The 19,538-nt window shown below is 64.7% G+C and carries 18 protein-coding genes and 2 pseudogenes; 4 read left to right on the forward strand and 16 right to left on the reverse strand.

The window, feature by feature from the left end; genetic code table 11:
• Positions 1-6: 6 nt before the first annotated feature.
• Positions 7-1,167 (reverse strand): efflux RND transporter periplasmic adaptor subunit, encoded by a 1,161-nt coding sequence (locus tag BPET_RS21270; protein WP_041863138.1) that lies wholly within the window; start codon positions 1,165-1,167, stop codon positions 7-9.
• Positions 1,168-1,400: 233 nt separating this feature from the next.
• On the opposite strand from BPET_RS21270, the gene BPET_RS21275 reads away from it, so the two are divergent.
• Entirely contained in the window at positions 1,401-1,991 is a 591-nt protein-coding gene (locus tag BPET_RS21275; RefSeq protein ID WP_012251079.1) for a TetR/AcrR family transcriptional regulator, read from the forward strand.
• Positions 1,992-2,105: 114 nt separating this feature from the next.
• Positions 2,106-2,771: a TetR/AcrR family transcriptional regulator gene (locus BPET_RS25565; protein ID WP_050978270.1), complete on the forward strand. Its 666-nt coding sequence runs from the start codon at positions 2,106-2,108 to the stop codon at positions 2,769-2,771.
• 45 nt (positions 2,772-2,816) lie between these two features.
• Here the strand turns inward: BPET_RS25565 and BPET_RS21285 are convergent, their stop codons facing one another.
• From BPET_RS21285 to BPET_RS21305, 5 genes are all read right to left on the reverse strand, one after another.
• On the reverse strand, positions 2,817-3,251 hold the full coding sequence (locus BPET_RS21285) for a hypothetical protein (protein WP_012251081.1): 435 nt from the start codon (positions 3,249-3,251) through the stop codon (positions 2,817-2,819).
• Positions 3,252-3,317: 66 nt separating this feature from the next.
• Entirely contained in the window at positions 3,318-3,722 is a 405-nt protein-coding gene (locus tag BPET_RS21290; RefSeq protein WP_012251082.1) for a Bug family tripartite tricarboxylate transporter substrate binding protein, read from the reverse strand.
• Between the two features lie 185 nt (positions 3,723-3,907).
• Complete coding sequence (locus tag BPET_RS21295) at positions 3,908-5,281, reverse strand: metal-dependent hydrolase family protein (protein ID WP_012251083.1); 1,374 nt, start codon at positions 5,279-5,281, stop codon at positions 3,908-3,910.
• A 35-nt stretch (positions 5,282-5,316) separates the two neighbouring features.
• A complete protein-coding gene (locus BPET_RS21300; RefSeq protein ID WP_012251084.1) occupies positions 5,317-6,096 on the reverse strand; it encodes an alpha/beta fold hydrolase in 780 nt (259 codons plus the stop codon).
• Positions 6,093-6,998: a fumarylacetoacetate hydrolase family protein gene (locus BPET_RS21305; protein ID WP_012251085.1), complete on the reverse strand. Its 906-nt coding sequence runs from the start codon at positions 6,996-6,998 to the stop codon at positions 6,093-6,095. The genes BPET_RS21300 and BPET_RS21305 overlap by 4 nt, the downstream gene beginning before the upstream one ends.
• A gap of 159 nt (positions 6,999-7,157) precedes the next feature.
• Here BPET_RS21305 and BPET_RS21310 point away from each other — a divergent pair, with 159 nt between their 5' ends.
• Complete coding sequence (locus BPET_RS21310) at positions 7,158-7,877, forward strand: FadR/GntR family transcriptional regulator (protein WP_041863139.1); 720 nt, start codon at positions 7,158-7,160, stop codon at positions 7,875-7,877.
• Positions 7,878-7,934: 57 nt separating this feature from the next.
• The gene (locus BPET_RS21315) at positions 7,935-8,933 is read left to right on the forward strand and encodes an aldo/keto reductase (protein WP_012251087.1); all 999 of its coding nucleotides are present in this window, start codon (positions 7,935-7,937) and stop codon (positions 8,931-8,933) included.
• A gap of 22 nt (positions 8,934-8,955) precedes the next feature.
• Here BPET_RS21315 and BPET_RS21320 read toward each other — a convergent pair whose 3' ends face one another.
• The 10 genes and pseudogenes from BPET_RS21320 to fhuB form a co-directional block, all read right to left on the reverse strand.
• On the reverse strand, positions 8,956-9,774 hold the full coding sequence (locus BPET_RS21320) for an aldo/keto reductase (protein WP_012251088.1): 819 nt from the start codon (positions 9,772-9,774) through the stop codon (positions 8,956-8,958).
• Between the two features lie 63 nt (positions 9,775-9,837).
• Positions 9,838-10,604 (reverse strand): IS5 family transposase gene (locus tag BPET_RS26765; protein ID WP_151208981.1). Its coding sequence is split into 2 segments (ribosomal slippage): positions 9,838-10,289 and positions 10,289-10,604, totalling 768 coding nucleotides; the frame shifts between segments, so codons are not numbered across the junction.
• A gap of 133 nt (positions 10,605-10,737) precedes the next feature.
• Positions 10,738-12,551, reverse strand: a pseudogene (gene traD, locus BPET_RS21335) (type IV conjugative transfer system coupling protein TraD); the annotation flags it as partial.
• 4 nt (positions 12,552-12,555) lie between these two features.
• Entirely contained in the window at positions 12,556-13,101 is a 546-nt protein-coding gene (locus BPET_RS21340) for a PFL_4695 family integrating conjugative element protein (RefSeq protein ID WP_012251092.1), read from the reverse strand.
• A pseudogene (locus tag BPET_RS21345) lies at positions 13,083-13,451 on the reverse strand (TIGR03759 family integrating conjugative element protein); the annotation flags it as partial. The pseudogene BPET_RS21345 and the gene BPET_RS21340, both read right to left, overlap by 19 nt.
• Positions 13,445-14,728 (reverse strand): flavin monoamine oxidase family protein, encoded by a 1,284-nt coding sequence (locus BPET_RS21350; protein WP_041863140.1) that lies wholly within the window; start codon positions 14,726-14,728, stop codon positions 13,445-13,447. The gene BPET_RS21350 and the pseudogene BPET_RS21345, both read right to left, overlap by 7 nt.
• 321 nt (positions 14,729-15,049) lie before the next feature.
• A complete protein-coding gene (locus BPET_RS27480) occupies positions 15,050-15,223 on the reverse strand; it encodes an iron-hydroxamate ABC transporter ATP-binding protein (protein WP_269446936.1) in 174 nt (57 codons plus the stop codon).
• Between the two features lie 17 nt (positions 15,224-15,240).
• Positions 15,241-15,834: an ABC transporter ATP-binding protein gene (locus tag BPET_RS21355; RefSeq protein ID WP_012251096.1), complete on the reverse strand. Its 594-nt coding sequence runs from the start codon at positions 15,832-15,834 to the stop codon at positions 15,241-15,243.
• A gap of 2 nt (positions 15,835-15,836) precedes the next feature.
• Positions 15,837-17,537, reverse strand: coding sequence for a cyclic peptide export ABC transporter (locus BPET_RS21360; RefSeq protein ID WP_012251097.1), 1,701 nt, complete (start codon positions 17,535-17,537; stop codon positions 15,837-15,839).
• Positions 17,534-19,537 (reverse strand): Fe(3+)-hydroxamate ABC transporter permease FhuB, encoded by a 2,004-nt coding sequence (fhuB, locus tag BPET_RS21365; protein WP_012251098.1) that lies wholly within the window; start codon positions 19,535-19,537, stop codon positions 17,534-17,536. Before fhuB ends, BPET_RS21360 begins: the two co-directional genes overlap by 4 nt.
• Between the last annotated feature and the right edge of the window lies 1 nt (position 19,538).

Below are 19,538 nucleotides of genomic sequence, written 5' to 3' on the forward strand. Positions count from 1 at the left end.
TATCCCTTACTTGCTCGCCTGAGGTGCGGGCGACGCGTCGGCGGCGGGGGCTCCCGTCGGGGTAGCCGACACGGGGACGGCTTTGACTTGCGCACCGGGACGTGCACGCTGGACGCCATCGACGATGACGCGATCGCCCGCGGACAGGCCGCCGCCGATCAGCCACTGGCCATCGAGGCTGCGCTCGGTGACGAGCGTGCGCTGTTGCACGATGTTCTTGTCATCGACTACCAGGGCAACTGGCTTGCCCTGACTGTCCCGGGTGACCCCTCGCTGCGGTACCAGGAGCGCATTTTCGCGACGGCCTTCCTGCAACTGGGCGCGCACGAACATGCCCGGCAACAGGATGCCGTCTGGATTGGGGAACACCGCCCGCAGCGTCACCGCTCCCGTGCCTGGATCGACGCTGACTTCCGAGAACTGCAGCTTGCCCGCGTGCGCGTAATCCTGGCCATTTTCCAGCTTGAGATGGACTTCGGCCTGGCCGTCACCAGCACTCTTGAGGCGGCCGCTCGCCAGGTCCTGGCGCAGTTGCAGCAAGGTGATCGACGGCTGCACCACGTCCACGTAAATTGGGTCCAACTGCTGGACCGTCGCCAAGGCGTCGGCCTGATTGGCCGTCACGAGCGCGCCCTGGGTCACCGACGAGCGGCCAATGCGCCCGGAAATCGGTGCGGTGATGCGGGTGAAGTCCAGATCGATACGCGCGCTCTCGACCGCTGCGCGCGCTTGCAGGTATTGCGATCGGGCGTCGTCGCGCTCTTGCTGACTGATCGCCCGGGTCTCGATCAGACGGTCATAACGGTCGGCGAGGAGCTTGGCGGAATCCAGGCTGGCTTGGGCACGCGAGAGCGTGGCGCGGAACGGGGCTGGATTGATCTGGTACAGCACCTGGCCGGCCTTGACCTCGCTGCCTTCCTGGAACTGGCGTTCGAGCAGGATTCCGGTCACTTGAGGACGCACTTCCGAAACCAGGTAGGCCGTGGTGCGGCCCGGTAGCTCGGTGGTAAGCACCAGTGGCTGAGGTGCCAGTTCGATGACACCCACTTCGGGAGCCGAAGCCTGCTGCTGGGAGGCGTCTTCCTTACCGCAAGCCGCCAAACCCGCTGACAGGGTGACAAGCACTGCGACACGCACGGCCGAAGAAGTTCTTCTGTTCTTGATCATAGGGACAATACGCATTATCTAGGTGGCATGGCCCACCTAACTTGTGCTTGCAGCGCACGCTCGGCCCAGGGGTCGAAAGTTAAGTGACACGGACTGGCGGGGCCTTTACCTGAAATTAGGTCGCTCGGCCCACCCAGCGGAAGTGTACACTAGATGGGATGGAAGCGCATGTGTGCCGGCGGCTTCAATTGCTCCGGTCTGAACGGCAGGTTCCGTACTTATGAGAAATTAGAATGAAGAGCACGAAGCAATCCAGCGAGACGCCCATCGCCAAGCGACGCAAGGAGCAGGTGATCACCGCTGCAGCCGAATGCGTCCGGCGCGAAGGCTTTCACCGCACCAGCATGTCGCAGATCTCGGCCGCTGCGGGGATGAGCGCGGGCCATATTCACCATTTCTTCGGCGGCAAGGATGGGATCATCGCCGGCATCGTGGCGCGCGAGCACACCGAACTGGCGCAGCTCATCGAAGACGTCAGAAGCTCGTCACAAGGATCGGATGCCGTCACGGCGATCGTCAAGGAATTGCCCCGCAGCGTTCCGCGTTACATGGATCCTGGGCGCGCGGCGTTGACAATGGAGATCCTTGCCGAAGCGAGCCGCAATTCGGAAGTCGCGCATCTCATTCAAGAGAACGATGTCGAAGTGCGCCATGCCTTTCGGGATCTGCTCGGCAACAGGGCATCCGATATCGAAGCACGATGCGAGATCGTTGGTGCGCTGCTGGAGGGTCTGTCCGCCCGCACGCTACGCAACCCTCAGCTCAGCACGATGGTGAATCAGCAATTGCTTGAGCGCGTGATTCGGTTTGTGCTGGAGGACTGAGCGCGCCATGGACTGCAGCTGACGCCCTGCTTCTGACCTGTCGTCCTGCCCGCAGTCGTGATGGCGATAGACAGTCACGAACGTGACGCTATGCATAGTTTAGGGGCACGAGCAATGAAAAAGAGAGGTCGCCAGCCGGATCCGGCAAAGGCCCAGGTCATTCTTGAAGCAGCCTGTAGCAGCTTTTCGCACCGCGGCTACTTTGGCACGAGCATGGAGACCATCGCTGCTTGTGCGCATACCACCAAAGCGACGATATACGCAAAGTTTGACAGCAAAGAGCGGCTTTTTGCGGCCGCACTGGAAGAGCTCGAAAGAAGAATGCCTCGCCCGCAAGACATCATGCGCTGCTCCGGCAAGGATGTCCTTGACGATTTGCTGGTGATCGCCTCACGACTGCTGAAACTGGCGTTGCACCGATCGACACTCGGTATCTATCGCATGCTCCTGCTGCCGATCGACCACGCACCGCGCCTTGGAGCGCAGTTTTGGCAGAAAATTGTCGAGCCTTATCGGAAGGCAATGGAAGAGGTCTTGCGCGATGCCCACCGGTGCCAATCCTTGCACATCATCGATCCCAGGCTGGCCTCCGACCACTTCTTCTCGCTTGTGATTGGGGATCCGACGTTGCGCTGTTTGCCGAACGCCCATCGCCCGATGTCCGTCGAAGCCCGCACGCGACACGTACGCGCTGCAGTGAAATGCTTCGTTGCTCACTATCGTGTTCCCCTGGCGCAGCAGGATGAATGGAATCGCTTGCCGCTTTCGCCCCTGCCCTGAAGGCGGGGGAATAGATCGGCAGCTTCGCTGCGGAATCTGGGATTGTCAGGGCCTCAACAATTCCGGAGCCACTTCGATGACTTCGATGTTGTAACCCGGTGCCATTTCGATACGCCCTTGCGCGCCACCAGGGGTCTTGGTGAATTCCTGAAGAATCTTCAGGCCCGCGCTGCGGGCGGCGTCCAACGCGCCGCGAATGTCGCCGTAGTACATGGCGCGCGTGTTCTTGGTGTAGTCGGGCAGGGCATCGTAATCGTCAGTAAACAGCACGGAAACGCTTCCGTGAGGAGATTTGATTGCGATGATGCGGGAATCGATTTTCTCGAACAAGAAATCGTACTGCACTTCGCCGCCCATCTGGCCGATGTAGTTCGCAATGAACTGCTCTGCATTGGCCTTGGGTATGAACGTCCGAATGAACGGCCCCTCGGTGAGGAAGTCTGGCAGCTTGCGTTTCTGGCGTGGATTGGAGGATGTCATGGTCGATCCATTGAATGGGTAAGAAGATTGGCGGATCCGCTCTCGATGCAATGTACCTGGGCTTCCTCAGCTTTGTGCTGGTGGCTGATGGTCTTCGCGGTTTGTGTTAACAGGCCCTAGCTCGAACATCGGCCGGCGCTTGCGCACGGCATCGGCCTCAGGCAATAGGACGATCGAAGACAGTGCCAGCAGTACGGTGTATCCGTCCGGGCGAGCCTTGGCGACCTGCGCCATGCCAATACCACCTCCGGCGCCTGGTCGATTTTCGATGATGACGGGCTGTTTCAGGTAGCGCGACATCGCTTCGGCGACAGGACGTGCCGCAATGTCGACAGCGCCACCGGGAGGAAACGGGACGATCATGGTGATCGCCTTGAGCGGATAGCCGTCTGCGGCTGACACTGGCAAGTGCCCTAGACCGGCTGCTGCAACAAGGCCCAAAAGCAGGGCTGGACGCATCCTTGTTTTCATATTGGGTCTCTCCTTGTGTTGACCGGAAAGCGCCCAGGCAGCGTCCACCGTTCCTGCCTGTAGGCAAGACCTGGAAGTCAAAGACATGGGGGCGTTGGGGCAGCTTTGCCCCGCGAAAACTGTCGAGGAGCTGGAGATCATTCCGTCCGCACGCATGCCGAACCGGGATGCCAGCTTTCCCTCGCTTACTTGGCGACCAGATCGGTCGTCCTGGAGTTCATCGGGTCGGCAGGGGCTTCCTTGCGCACGCCGGCCTCAACCAACGGGTTGCCGCCATAGACAGAACGGATCACGCCTCGCGGGGGCAGCAAGGTGCGCTGGTTCTTGTAGATTTCGCCGTCCTTCATGACCAGCAAAATCTTCTGCGGGTCTTGCAGCAGCGCCAGGTTCTCGATCGGATTGCCATCGACCAGCAGGATGTCGGCCAGGTAGCCTTCCTTGACCAAGCCCAGTTCGTCGGGCCGCTGCATCAACTCGCCGCCGTACCTGGTGGCCGCCACCAGCGCCTCCTTGGGGGTCATGCCGACGTACTTGACCAGGTACTCCAGGTCGCGCGCATTGGTGCCGTGCGGCATCCAGGCAAAGCCATAGTCGCCGCCGGGCAGCACGCGAATGCCGCGCTTGTGCATCTTGCTCAGGCTTTCAGTGGCGACCTCCAGTTCGCGCTTGTAGCCCATCTTGGAGGCAATGTCCTCGGTGACGCCGTACTCCGAAGCGTTGTAGAGCGTGTTGACCAGCCAGCCCAGACCCGGCACGACAAAATGCTTGTCCTTGTTGGCTTCCAACATGTCCAGCGCTTCCTCGTCGGCGAAGCTGGCGTGGAACACCAGCTCGAAGCCGTGCTTGACGCACGCCTTGACCGACTCGTTGGAGCGCGCATGGGCTGCCACGCGCTTGCCGGCGATCCGCGCCTCGGACGCCAGCATGGCGATCTCTTCTTCCGAAAAGGGGTTGGACTCGGCGGGGATGCCGGCGATGTATTCGCCCGAGAGATTGATCTTCAGGTGATCCACACCGAGCTTGACGAACATCCGCACGATGCGGCGCATGTCCTCCGGGCCGTTACAGACGGCGCCGAAGTTCATGCCCGGATCGGGCAGGTGCGGCAACGTGTTGTCGCCCAGGCCGCCCGGCGTGGTGATTTCCTGGCTGCCGGCGAGATAGCGCGGGCCGGGAAAGGCTCCCGCTTCGATCACGTTGCGCGTCACCACGTCCAGGCGCGGCTTGGCCGTGGCGGCGCCCAGCGCACTCGTCCAGCCCATCTCCAGATAGCGTTTGGCCACGCGCACGCACCAGAGGATGTGCTCCTCGGGCGGCATGAACTGGATGGCCGACAGGCTGGGCTGGTCGTTCCACGCGAAGTGGGTGTGGCCTTCGGTCATGCCCGGCATGAGGAAGGCACCGTGGCCGTCGATGATCTTGGCGTCGCCGGTTTCGAGGTATTCGCCCCGGCGCGCAATCGACTTGATGCGGTTGCCCTCGACCAGCACTTCTCCCGGATAGGGGTCGGCGCCGCTGCCGTCGAAGATGGACACATTGGTGATGGCGATCGTGGTCATGGTTCGTCTCCTGGAGGTTGTTGCAATGCCACGCTCTATGGCGTGTAGAAATCCGTGAGGATGCGGATGCTCTCGAACGGCTTTTCGTAGGTCGTCCAGTGGCCGCAGCCTTGTAGTACGTAGGAGCGCGCATCGGTCAGCCGACCGGCCAGCGCCGCCGTGCCTGCCGGCGTGCCAACGCCGTCCTCGTCGCCGGTCACGAGCAGCACGGGGATCTTCAGTGGCTCGATCGCGGCGGCCTGGGCCTCGGCCAGGGCCTCGCAGTTGCGGGCGTAGCCCTCGGGCGGCTGGCGCATCACCGACTCGCGCACCAGCGCCAGCGCCACCGGGCGCTCGGCCTTGGTCTCGGCGCTGGTGGCGGCCTTGACGATGGCGTCGGCAATCTCCTGCAGCGCGGCCGGGCCGCTGCGCGCCAGTTCGGCGCGCTTGCGGGTCGGCTCGCGCGCGGCATCGGCCGGCGCGGCCAGCGGGCCGAACAGTGCCAGCGAGCGCACGCGGCCGGGGTGGGCCACCGCCAGATGCTGGGCAATGATGGTTCCCATCGAATGGGCGACCACATGGGCCTGCTCGATGCCCAGGGCATCGAGCACCCCCACCAGCGATTCGACGTGGTGCGCAATGCTCAAGCCGTCAGGTGCCTCCGGGCTGCGTCCCGCGCCCGCGAGGTCAGGACGGATGACGCGCCGCTCGCCAAAGGCGGACAGAATGGGCGACCAGAAGTTGGACGTGCCGCCCAGGCCGTGGATGCACAGCACGGCCTCGCCGCTGCCGCCCGAGTCTTCGACCCACAAGCCGTTGATCCGTGCCGAACTCATGCCCGCACCTCGCCGATTTCGCCGATTTCGCCGATTTCATTCTCCAGCCGGCCGATGCCGGAGATTTCGATGGCGACCACATCCCCGCGCTTGAGAAAGCGCGGCGGGTTGAAACCGATGCCCACGCCCTCGGGCGTGCCGGTGGCGATGATGTCGCCGGGCACCAGGGTGATGCCCTTGGAGATCGTCTCGATCAGCGTGGGGATGTCGAAAATCAGGTCACGGGTATTGGCGTCCTGGCGCAGCTCGCCGTTGACCCAGGCCTTCAGGTCGAGGTTGCCGCCGTCGATCTCGTCGGCGGTGACCGCCACCGGCCCCAGCGGGCCGAAGGTGTCGAAGGACTTGCCCAGGTGCCATTGCTTGTGGCGTTTCTGCCAGTCGCGCGCGGTCACGTCGTTGATGATGGTGTAGCCCCAGACGTGGTTCAGCGCATCGGCCTTGGCGATGCCACGCCCGCCCTTGCCGATGATGACGGCCAGTTCGGCCTCGTAGTCGAGCGCGTCGCTCACGCCGGCCGCATCCCAGATGCGCTCGCCGTGGGCGATCACCGTCTCCGGCGTCTTGGAGAACACGATCGGGTCGGTCGGGATCGCGTCGGCGGCGGTCTGGCCGGCGTCGAAGCCGCTCTTGGTGAACTCCTGCGCGTGGTTGGTGTAGTTCTTGCCGACGCAGAAGATGTTGCGCGCAGGCCGGGGGATGGGGGCCAGCAGCTTGACGGACGCCAGCGCCTGAGCCGGGCCATCGGCCTTGAGCGAGGCGAGTGCGGCGCCACTAGCGATCAAAGCGGCCAGGTCGTCTACAGAGCGACCATCAGCGTAGGCCAGCGGCTGCACCGCGCCATCGGTGGTCAGTTGAGCCACGCGGGGTTGGCCGGAGGCATTGCGGAAAGTGAGTAGCTTCATATTATGATCCAATAATGAGCCAATGTCATTTGACGTGAACCATTATCTACGACTAGATGCACCAAGTCATCGTGCAATGCCGCAATATCAGGGAAAACCCCTATGAATCCGGCCGCATATTGGACTACAATTGGTTCAATTTATGGGGTTCTTGTTGAAATGGCAAACACACCTGCAGGCCAAGGCTTGCGCAGCAAGGCCCAGCACGGCAGCGCCGCGCTGATGCAGCATGTGCGCAAGCGCATCGCAGATGGCACATGGCCCGCCGGCTACCGCCTTCCCGCCGAACGCGATCTGGTGGAACAGTTCGGCATCGCGCGCAACACGCTGCGCAAGGTGATGGACGATTTGGAAGGCCAAGGCTTGATAACGCGCCACGTCGGGCGCGGCACTTTCGTAGCCGAAACCCCGTTGCCTACCGGCAACGGCGCGGAGTCGCTGCTGCAACGCATTCACGGCGCAAGTCCGGCCGAGGTCATGGAGCTGCGGCTGCTGATCGAGCCCCAGTTCGTCGAACTGGCCGCCACGCGCGCATCGGGGCGGGACTTGCAGCAGATCGTGCATTGCCTCGATGAGAGCGAGAAGGCAAGCACCGTGCTCGACTTCGAGCACTGGGACGGCATGCTGCACCAGGCCATTCTCGGCGCGGCCCACAACAATCTGTTGACCGATCTCTACGACGCCATCAACGGCGTGCGCAAGCAGCCCGAGTGGGAGTCGCTCAAGCAGCGTAGCCTCACGCCCGAGCGGCTGGCACGCTACCGCGCCCAGCACCGCGCCATCGTGGATGCGCTACGCCAGCGTGATGCCGAAGCGGCCAGTGCTTCCATACGCGAGCATCTACTGGAAGTGCGCAGCGGCATGATGGGCGAGGTTTGACCACGCACGCTGCGGTAAACCGCACCTCAGCCTTTACCACGACAAGGAGTTTTTTTGATGCAACAACGCAAGTTAGGTGCTTCAGGCCCCCTCGTTTCCGCCCTCGGCCTGGGCTGCATGGGCATGAGCGAGTTCTATGGCGAAAGCGACGACGCCAGTTCACTGCGCACCTTGGCGCGTGCGCTGGAGCTGGGCGTGACGCTGTTCGACACGGCCGACACCTACGGCCTGGGCCACAACGAGGAACTGCTGGGCCGCTTCATCGCCGAAGGCGGGGCCGCCCGGCGCAGGCAGGTGGTGCTGGCCACCAAGTTCGGCATCGTGCGCGCGGCCGGCCAGTACGAGCGCCGCATCGACAACTCCCCGGCCTACATCCGCGCTGCCTGCGAGGCATCGCTGCGCCGCCTGGGCGTGGAGCGCATCGACCTGTACTACTGCCATCGCCGCGACCCCGCCGTGCCCATCGAGGACGTGGCGGGTGCCCTGGGCGAGCTGGTGGCCGCGGGCAAGGTCGGGGCGATCGGGCTGTCCGAGGTGTCGGAGGACACGCTGCGGCGCGCCCACGCCGTGCACCCCGTCGCGGCGGTGCAGAGCGAATATTCCCTGTGGAGCCGCGAACCGGAGACGGGCATGCTGGCCGCCTGCGCCGAACTGGGCGCGGCCTTCGTCGCCTATAGTCCGCTGGGCCGCGCCTTCCTGACTGGCACTGTCCAGACCAGCGAACTGGCCGACAACGATTTCCGCAAGCACAACCCGCGTTTCGCCGGCGAGGCCGAGGCTCACAACCGCCGCCTGGTCGATGCACTGGCTGCGTTCGCGCAGGCGCGTGGCCTCAGCAGCGCGCAGGTCGCGCTGGCCTGGCTGCTGGGCAAGCACCCGCACGTGATCCCCATTCCGGGCACCCGGCGCATCCCTTATCTGGAAAGCAATGTGGAAGCCGGAGGCGTGGTGTTGGATGCCAGCGAAATCTCGGCACTGGATAACCTGTTCGAGCCGAGCGGCGTGGCCGGTGCACGCTACCCGGATGCCGGCTTCGTGGGCATCGAACCTGTGTGAAGTGGAACGTCCCGGGTCGAGTTCAGCGGATGGCTTCGACCAGCGTCGCACGCTGTTGCGCGGTGAGTGGCGGGCCGTTCGCGGCCGCAATATCTTCCGCGATCGAGATCGGGTTACCCGTACCAGGTATGGCACAGGTGATGGCCGGATGGGCGAGCACGAACTTGATTGCCAGTTGCGCCCAGGACTGCGCTCCCACCTCCTCAGCCCAGGCCGGCAGCGGCTTCGAGCGCAGGCGGCGCAGCAGGCCGCCCCCGCCGAAGGGCCGGTTGCACAGCACCGCCACACCTCTGGCTTCGGCCAACCCCAGCAGCCTGGATTCCGCCTCGCGTTCTTCCAGTGAGTAGTTGATTTGGAGGAAATCGACAGGCGTCGCATGCAGAATCCGCTCTACCTCGGCGTAGGCCGAATGGGTGTAGTGGGTGATGCCGATGTAGCGGATGCGCCCGGCCTCCTTGAGGGCGCGCAGCGTTGGCAGATGGGTCTGCCAGTCCTGCAGGTTGTGGATCTGCATCAGGTCGATGACATCGGCGCGCAAAAGCTTGAATGATCGTTCGGTCTGCCGGACACCCGCCTCCCGCCCCGTGATCCACACCTTGGTTGCGAGGAAGGGGGAAGCCGCAGGGAGGTATGAATCCAGCAGTTCCCCCACTGTCCGTTCCGCCCGGCCGTACATGGGCGAGCTGTCGATCAGCGTACCGCCAGCCGCGCACAGTGCCTCCAGCACCCGGGCAAGCCGGTCACCATCGGCGCCTGTCGGCGCGACATCGAAACCGCGATAGGTACCCACACCGATGACCGGCAGCGGTTCTTGCGTGGATGGAATCGGTCGCGTCTGCATCGCCACGTGCTCACCCCAATTGCTGGAGCAACGCCTGGGCCACGCCTTCGGAACTAGGGCCTGTTAACACAAACCGCGAAGACCATCAGCCACCAGCACAAAGCTGAGGAAGCCCAGGTACATTGCATCGAGCTTCTCGAACCGAGAGAAAATTCGACGGTAGCCCTTCAGTCGCCGAAACAGCCTCTCGACCTCGTTGCGGCGCTTGTACATCACCCGGTCGTATTCCCAAGGCTCGATCCGGGTCCTCACCGGTGGCACTACTGGGATGAACCCCAGATCAAGGGCCAGTTGGCGCGTCTCGTTGCCCTCGTACGCCCGATCCATGAGCAGGTGAATTGGGCGGCTTGCAGGCCCAAGGCTTTGCAGCAGGCGCCTTCCCTCGGGGGCATCGTGGGCCTGTCCAGGCGACAGGCAGAACGTCACGGCCGTTCGAGCATCCGCGGCAACCATATGAATCTCGGTGTTCCATCCGCCTCGGGACTTGCCGATGGCCTGTGGGCCGTTTTTTTTAGAGCGCCAGTTCCATCGGGATGCACCTTGATACTCGTGGAGTCCAACGAAACCACCTCGATCTTCACGCGCACCAGCTGCTCGCGCTGCAGCTCCTCGAACATCTTGTCCAGCACACCTGCTTTGGTCCAGCGGCGCATGCGCGTGTAGATCGTGTGCCAATTGCCGAACCGATTGGGCAGCCCGCGCCACTTGCAGCCGTGTTCGGCCACATACAGCATGGCATTGACCACTTGCAGATTGCTCAGCCTGACGTTGCCACGCTGCACTGGCAAGCAGTGTTCGATGCGTTTGAATTGCTCGGGGGTGATCTCCATGCCTGCACTTTCACATCTGATCTATCAGAACGCAATTAGTGTTAACACGCCCTAGATGATCTGAATGCACTGCTCGATGCAGCCGAGCTTGGCGTGGAAGCCAAAAAGAAAACCCGCACCGTGCTGAATCGGCTGTCCGAGGCATCGGTCGCGCCGGAGACGATGGTAGTGGTATAGACCTCGACCTTGGGCAATTGACGGGTCAGCAATTCCGCGGTGGCGGTTTCCCGAACCCGCAGCATGAACAGGTTGTTGAAGTTGCCGATCACCTGACCGGCTTTCGCGCGGTTGCCAATGCGGGCTTCAATGTCCGATAGCGTCTGCGTGTACGCAGTAACTTGCAGGCCGGCACCGCCACCCTTGTTGATGAGCGGCATGAACTCGTCGCCCATCAACTCGTTGAATTCGTCCGCGTGGACGTTGATCGGCACGCGCGTGCCCGCCGATGCGCCGGGCACGCCGTCGTCGATCCCATGCTTGTAGATGTGCCCCGCGACGGATACGAGATCCGAGAACATGGAATTGCCGACCGCTGCGGCGAATTCAGCGTCCGAGAGTGCATCCAGGCCCACATAGACCACGGCGCGCTTTCTGATGACTTGCATCCAATCAAAGATCGGGCGTGGATCGGCCAGGTCGGAGTAGTTCGGGGCGAGGAGCTGGGCGATCTTGCCGCTAGTGAGCTTCTCCAAGAGGGGCAACAGTGATGCGACGATCTTGTCGAAGTAGGTCTTGTCGTACCGGACCGCCGAGCGCAGGCCATCGAGCACGGGGTCGTAGTTGCGTGCCTGGCTCAGGTACTGCTCCAAGGCGACGACGCGCTTCTCCCGCCCGATCATGTTCCTGGGAATGTTTTTCTCGTTGAGCTTGGCCTCGATCTGGACGATCACCTCCCAGGCCTTGGGCTCGGTCTTGGCGAAGTAGTGCTGGGCGTACTCGATGAACAGCGCGTCGATGTTGATGACGTGCCGCTGGATCAGCATGTAGTCCGGGCGCTGCCCCTGTTCCACTAAGGCGCGGGCGATGATATTAACGAAGCGCCAAGCGAACTCGCGAAACGCCGCGCTGTTGCCTTCGCCGGAGAGCTGTCCCGCGATGCGCGTGGCGAATTCCGAGATGCGTCCGAAGCGACCCACCGCGTTGTAGCGGGCGCTGATTTCCGGCCAGCCCAAATGGAAGATGTAGAACTCACCGTCGCGGCCCGCGCGCTTGGCCTCGACGTACATGCGCTTCAGGAGGTCGGCATCGCCCTTGGGGTCGATGACGATGACCACCTCATGTTCGCCAGCGGCGTTCTTGCGGCGGATGTCCTGCGTCACGAACAGCTCGGCGAGCCGCGTCTTGCCCACGCGCGTCGTGCCCAGCACCAGTGAATGCCCGACGCGCTCCCCTAGCGGCAGGCTGACGTCCACTTCCTCCGGCTCGATACCGTGAAGCCGCGGCAGGCCCCCCCACGGGCGGCAGCGGCCGCACAGGGTTGAAAGGCACATCCCAGCCTGTGAGCCTAGGCAGACGTGAAAGCGGAAACGGCGCGAACTCCAGCCGTGCCTCCAGGCGACGCGCCAGCCGGTAGGCCGGCGTCGGCTCCACGTAGCGGCGGAACTCCGGTCGGTACGTCTGCATCAGCCTATGGGTGTGCTTCTGCTCCCAGAGAAAACCCCGACCAATGAAGAGCCGCTGCTGGCTGACCGGCACGTCGCGGCTGGTCATCACGTAGCGCGGCAGGCGGCGGATGTTGCACCGGTACCGCAGGATAACTCGGGCATCGCGGTAGCGGATGGCACCGTAGGCGCCAAACGCCAGCGCGCTGCCGACACCCATCGCCGGACTCAGCGCGAGCGACCACGGGGCCACCAGGGACAGAAACGCGGCGCCTGTACACGCTGCGACGGTGTATAGCTCCACCGCTGGGCGAAGCAGAACTTCAACCGGCTGTTTCCCCGACATGGCTTCATTGCTCGATGCCGGTGGCCGTGATCAGCGCCGGGTAGTGCCGCAGGCCCAGGCGCTCGGCCAGGTCGTCGCCGGACACAGGGGCTAGCGGGACGCCGGGCGCCAGAGCGCGCAGCCGCTCCAGGCCCTGAACGGTCTCGACGTTGACCACCAGATTGCGGTACGGGTCGAGCAGGTCGCACGCGGTGCTGTAGCGCTGCTGGTGGTAGCCGAGGTTGATCTGCCCAAGGCCCGCGTCGATGCGCGTATGTGGCGTGGCGCGCATAGCCCGCTGCAAACCCGCGCAGGCGTCGGCCCGGGTCGCATAGCGGTGCGACTGGCCGGCGACGTTGAGGGACCAAGGCCACGGGACGATGCGCCCGTTGCGTCGGATGCCGCTCTCTTGCAGGGCCACGGCGTAGAGCACCGTCGAGGGGATGCCCGCGCGCTGGGCGGCAAGCTGGTAGGCCGGTGGCGGAACCTCCTGGGCATAGACGGTGCTGACGTACAGGCCAGCAGCGAACACCAGTGCGCGCAGCGGCGCCGTTACGGCTGGCGCTGCCATTGGCCGTTCACCTCGCGCACGACCGCTGGCAAGTCGCCGGGCAGGCCCAGCGACAGCCAGCGGCCGCCGTCGTGGTTGAGGGTGATGCTGCCGCTGCGCACGCGGGCCGGGTCGATCTGCGCGCGCTTGGCCCAGTCGCGGATGCGCGTATCGTCCTGGCGGCTGCCGACCATGTAAAGGTCGAACTCGGCCCCCGAAGTCTGCAGGCGCTGCACCAGTTGGCCGCAGGCGACGCAGCCGTCCTTGATGAAAACCGCCGTGCGACCACTGCCGCGCAAGGGACTGGTGTTCGTGGCAGCGCCAGGCTTGTCGTCGGGCAGATTCACGCGCTGTATGCCGGGGTTCAACCGCCACGACTAAAAGACAGCTTGTGCCAGGCCACGCACATTGGCTGGCTCAGTTGTTCGGCCTGGCCCGGGTGCAGCCGCTCAAGCGAGCGGCGCGATTTTTCGTACTGACCCGCCAGCGGCAGGTCAGCGTAGCGCTGCGCCGGCGCGCCATGGGTGTAGGCGCCCACCAACAGCCCGCGTGGTTCGAACAGGCCGTGGCTGGGATACCAGACCAGGCTCGTGTCGTCGTCTAGGAAAGAAATACCGCCGTAAATGCCGTCGCGCTCCTCCCAGAAGCGCGGCGACTGCCAGCCAATCTTGTAGGCCGGCAGGTAATCGATACTGGCGGCGGCCCTTAGAAAATCGCTCGGCAGATTGTTGTGCAGGGTGGACAGCACCGGCAGCGGGCAGGTCACCACGGCATAGTCGGTCTGCAGCACGCTCTCGCCCGCTGCGCCGTCGCGTTGGTAGACGATACGCGCACCGTCCGAGATGTTGTCAATGCGAATGGCAGTCCCGCCCAGCAACAAGCGTGGACCCAGCGCACGCGCGAAGGCTTCGCTGATGGCGTCCATGCCGCCTATGGGCTGCATCATTGTCGGCTGGTATTCGAGATGCTCGTCATACCAGAGCGGATACCAAAGGCGGCGATCGAGCAGTGTACGCAGTTCCAGCGAGTCGCGCAGGGTACCCGCGACTTCACCCGCCGCGGGACTGACGGCATAGCCCGAGCGGCGCGACCCCGCGAAACTGCCGTCGACCCGCAGGTCGCCAAAGTCGCGCAGCAAGCCTAGCAGCTTGTGCCGGTCTTCGGCATCGAGCTGGGAATTGAGCGCGCCCTGGCTGGCGCACTTGGCCAGCAACTCGGAGAGTAACCCGCGCGCGTCGCCTTGGAGTTGCCCCACCGTGTAGCGCCGGTCGCCCCCGCCCTCTTGAACCACGCACAGCGCGCTGCGCGATATTAGCGAGATAACCTCGAGCGCCACACCCAGTTCGCGGCAGTAGCCCAGCAAAGCACGGTGGGTACTGGGGATGCGGGCTGCGCCCGCATTGAAGTACAGGTCAGAAGCAAAGCCGGCGTGCTGTACCGTGCCATCGTCGTAGCACAATGAGTCGCCGGCGCGTAGGGTCTTGATGCGTCCGCCGGCTTTGGAGCCAGCCTCCAGCACGCTGACGTCGAATCCTAGCCGTGCCAGCTCGTACGCTGTAACCAAGCCGGCGATACCGGCTCCCACCACTGCCACGCTACGCCCGCGCCCCAAGTCGGCGGGCTGCGCCCGTACGCGTTCGACGAGCACTGGGTCGCCTCGTGGTACGAGAGGCGCACCCAGCGCCTCGGCCGCCGCCAACGCCGCCGCAGGCCCAACCGCGGCGGCCAGTCCAACGATGAAAGCCCGTCTGCTCAGTTCCATCACGCCCCTTGAAAGCTCGGATGGGACCGGGAGCGCTAAGCAACCGGCCGTGAAGCACGGCACTGATAGTGATAATGAAACGTATTATTACTCAAGTCGATAAAATTGTCATCGCTTTGCGACGCGCCGCTGCAGACTGCGGTCTGCGAACGGCGTATGGACAGTTGTGAAGCCGCGACACGCATTTGGCCGTAGCCGTTGAACGTCCTATCGGCTCAGACATACCACCCTATCGCCCGTGCCCGGGTGCACCATCACGTCCATGTCCACCTCGTAGATGGCGTGCAGCGTCTGCGGTGTGAGGATACGAGCCGGCTCGCCGCGTGCCACGATGCGCCCCTGACGCAGCGCGATCAGCTCGTCGCAGTAGCGCCCAGCCATGTAGACATCGTGCAGTATCACGACCACCCCACGTTCTGACGCGCGCACAGGCTGCGCAGCAACGACAGCACCTCGACCTGGTGGCGGATGTCCAGCGCTGACGTGGGCTCGTCCAACACCAGGATGCGGGCCTGCTGCGCCACCAGCATGCCCAACCACACGCGTTGGCGTTCGCCGCCCGAAAGCGTATCCACCAGGCGGCCGGCTAGGCCGTTCACCAGCGTGGTGGCCATGCCTTCCTCCACCTTGTCGATGTCGTGCTGCGTGGGTGACTTGAACGCGCCCAACCAGGGATAGCGCCCCATTGCCACCAGTTCGCGCACCGTCATACCCACCGCGGGCGGAATCTGCTGCGGCAGATAGGCCACCAAGCGGGCGAACCCGCGCGCGCCGATGGCTTCGGCGCACTGGCCCAGCACCTGGAGCGAGCCGGCTGATGGCCGCACCTGCCGCGCCAGGATCTTACCCAGCGTGGACTTGCCCGAGCCGTTGTGCCCGATCACCCCCACCATGCGGCCCGCACCCACCGCCATCCTCAGCGGATGCAGGATGGTGCGGCCCTCAATTTCGAAGGCCACGTTCTCCACGGCCAGCAGCGCATCGGTCGGCATGCTCACGATCCCGTTGTCGCCAGCGCGACCGGATGCCTATGGGTCTCGGTGCTGACGATCTGGCCGTTAGACATGTGCACCACGCGGTCGGCTACGTGAAAGTAGCGGTCGTCGTGCGAAATCACGATCAGCGTGCGGCCTTCGCGCTTGAGATCTGGCAGTATCTCGGTATAGAACACACGCCGGAAGGCGGGATCCTGGTCTGCCGCCCATTCGTCGAACACCACCACAGGACGCTTTTCGAGATAAGCATGCACCAGGGCTAGGCGTTTGCGCTGTCCGGTGGACAGATCGGTAGTAGAGAACTTTCCCTCGGCCAGCGAGACCTTGTGACTGAGCTCGAGCCGCTCGAGGTAGCCGGCCGCTTCGGCTGCCGCCTGCTGCCCCACCACCATAGTGTCGAACAGATAGTAGTCGGCGAACACGGTGCTAAAGAGTTGGCGATAGTCGTCGCGGTTCTGAGCCACTACCGGCGCACCGTCGAGCAGAATCATGCCCTCCTGGGGCTCATAGAGTCCCAGGAGCAGCTTGATCAACGTGGTCTTGCCGCTACCGTTCTCGCCCACCAGAAACAGCATCTCGTTTTCCTCGATGCGCAGGTCAATAGGGCCCAGCGTGAACATGCTGGCGCCCTGGTCTGTGGGATAGGCATAGCGCACACCCTTGAGCTCGATAGCGCCGGGCACCCGTGCCGGTACCGGCGCAGCAGTAGCCGGAAACATATCGGCCTCGGGATTGGAGAAGCGCAGGGAGAGCTCGGCCACGCGGCGTATGGCCACCTGCGTCTGACCTAGCAGCGGCAGCGACGAGATCAGCTGGGTAAGCGGCCCCTTTACGTACAGCAGTACGATGACAAAGCCCGAGAGTACCGGCGTAGCCGTGGCCAGTTGCCCCTGCAGCGCGAGCACCATGCCGATGACGATGAAGAACAGCGCCGAGCCGAATGCGTTGGCCGACATGAACACCCGCATGGCGCGTATGCGCAGGTCGCGGATGCGCTCTATGGTGACCTTGAGCTGAGCATCGCGGATATGGCGGCGCCGACCGCGGTCGATGCGCAGCTCCTTGGCACCCTCGGTGATGGCTCGGTACTGGCGCTGCAGCTCGTCCTGCACGTCGCGCGCCGCCTCGAAACCCTTGCGCCCGCGCTGACGCGCCGCCGCGTGCACCCAGCTGCCGAAGGCGATAGCGCCCAGCGCGATCAGGCTCAGCAGCGGCGAGAGCACGGCCAGATAAGCAAAGCAGCCCACCGTGATGGCCACCGCGATCGCCAAACCCGAAAAACCGAAGGTGAAGGTGCTGATGGTGTCAATATCCTGGTTTAACGTGGTGGTGATGCGGTGCACGCGGAAGCGCTCGATCTCCGCAATGGGCGCTGAGAGGATCTTATCCGACAGATCCTTGCGCAGCTTAGCTACCACGTTCTGTCCGACCAGGCTGTTGCCAAGATCGGAGGCGATCTCTCCGGCGATAGTCACGGCGCACAGGCCGGCAAAAAGCAGTAGCAGCGTCAGGGTAGCGCCTTCAGGCGAATGCAACGCGCGATTGACCGTGGCCAGCAGCCACGCCGTGGACAGGCCACTCAGGGCCCCCATGGTGGTCGCCAGCAGGGCGACCTTCCAGAATGGCCTGAGCAGCCGCATGATCTCGCCCAGGAGCGAGGCGTCGTGCGCAGCGCGCGCCGCGGGCATGGGTGGATTCATTTGTTTCTCCACAAGAGCCATAGGAAGACCGGGCCGCCCGCCAGCATGGCGATGAGTCCGGCCGGAATCTGCCAGGGAAAAATCACGGTGCGGCCGAGCCAGTCGGCAGCCACCATGATAGTCGCGCCGCCGAGCACGGCGCCGGCCAGCAGCGGCAGTGGCCGCGTCAGGCCCAGCCCGCGCACGATGTGCGGTGCCAGTAGTCCGACGAAGGTCAGCGGGCCCACCAGGATGGTCGCACTTGCCGTCACGACCGCGATGATCGCCAGGAAGTACAGGCGCGCCAGTGTAACGTTCACGCCCAGCGCCACAGCGCCGGCGCGCCCCAGCGGCAGGATGTCGAGCCAGCGCTGGCCAGCCAGCGCGCTACCGTAGCCAAGTACTAGCAGCAGCAGGCCGGGCGCAATGCTGGCGCTGGTAACGCGGTAGGTCGAGCCCGACATCCAAGTCAACAGTGCCGCGGCACGGGGATCGCCGCTGGTAAGCAGAAAGGCCGCGCAGGCACTGAACAGCGTAGAGAGCGCCGCGCCCACCAGCAGAAGCCGCTCAGGCGCGAAGCCGAAGCGCCAGTTGAGCGCCACCACCGCCGCCAGCGTCGCCATGGCGCCGACGCAGGAAGCCGCCAGCATGCCCTGCGCACCCAGGTCGGCGGTAAGCAACAGCAGGGCAATAACGCCCAGCGAGGCGCCGGCCGAGACGCCCAGCACTTCGGGGCTCGCCAGCGGGTTGCCGGTGAGCCGCTGCAGCAGCGTGCCAGCTAACGCCAGCATGGCGCCGGCCACAGCGGCGGCAGCCACTCGCGGTGCGCGCCAGTCCCATATGCCAACCCAGGCGATCTCGTCGACACCGGCCCAGCCGCTAGCACCACGCCCCAGCAGCAGCCCCGCCAACACAGAGGTGACGCACGCCAGCGCGCACAGTGCTAGGATCGGTCCAGCCGCGAGGCGCCGCTGCAGCGCCACGCTGTCCGCCGCCGCCGGGCGCCCTCCCAGAGCGCCGCGCTGGCGCAGCAGCAGCCAAAGCAGCAGCGGCGCACCCACCAGCGCGCAGGCACTGCCGGTGGGCATGGAACCGGCCGAACGCTCCATTAACTGCACGCCCTGGTCGGTAAGCCAGAGCAGCAGCGCGCCAACCACCGGAGCTACCGCCATGCCCTGGCGCAGCGTGCGCGCTCCCAGCATGCGGGCGAGGTTGGGCGCCATCAGCCCGATGAAGCCGATCACGCCCACCGCAGCCACGCTCACCGCGCTGATGGCCACGCCGACGGCGATGGCGGCGGCGCGCACGCGCGAGACGTGCAGGCCGAGCGAAGCAGCGTGCGCATCCTCCAACGCCAGCAGGGCTAGCGGCCGGCGCAGCAGCCAGGCCACCACGGCCAGCAATGCGAGTTGAGGCAGCGCACGCCCCACCCGGTACCAGCCGTTCTGCGCCAACGAGCCGGTCTGCCAGATGAAAAGCCCGCTCAGATATTCGTGATTCATCAGCGTGAGCGCGGCGGCGGCGGCGCCGCAGAATAGCGAAACGATCAGCCCCGCTAGGATCACGCTGATGGTCGAGAACTGCGAACCACGCGCCACGGCCATCACCAGCAGGCAAGCCAACACGCCGCCGCCCAGCGCCACCGCCTCCGGGCTCCAGTCCAGCAGGGCCGGCGCATACAGCGCGGCGCCGGCCATGGCCAGGTAGGCGCCCGAGGACACCCCCAGCGTGGCCGGGTCAGCCAGCGGATTGCGCAGCGCCTGCTGCAACAGCAGCCCCGCCAGGCCCAGGGCTGCGCCCATCACGATGCTCATGGTCACGCGCGGCAGCGCCACGTGCGCCAGGATCAGCGCCTGCACCCCACCCTGGCGTCCCGCGGCGATGGCGCCCCATTCGCCCAGGGGCGCGAGTGCGGCCAGGCTGCGCAGCGTGAGGCCGACCGCCAGCGCCGCCAGCACGGCCAACACCAGCCAGCGCACGGGGGGCAAAGCGGCCGCAGGCCCGGACAAAAGGGCTCGCATG

Origin of the sequence: Bordetella petrii (genome assembly GCF_000067205.1) — a bacterium.
Lineage (GTDB): Bacteria > Pseudomonadota > Gammaproteobacteria > Burkholderiales > Burkholderiaceae_B > Bordetella_A > Bordetella_A petrii.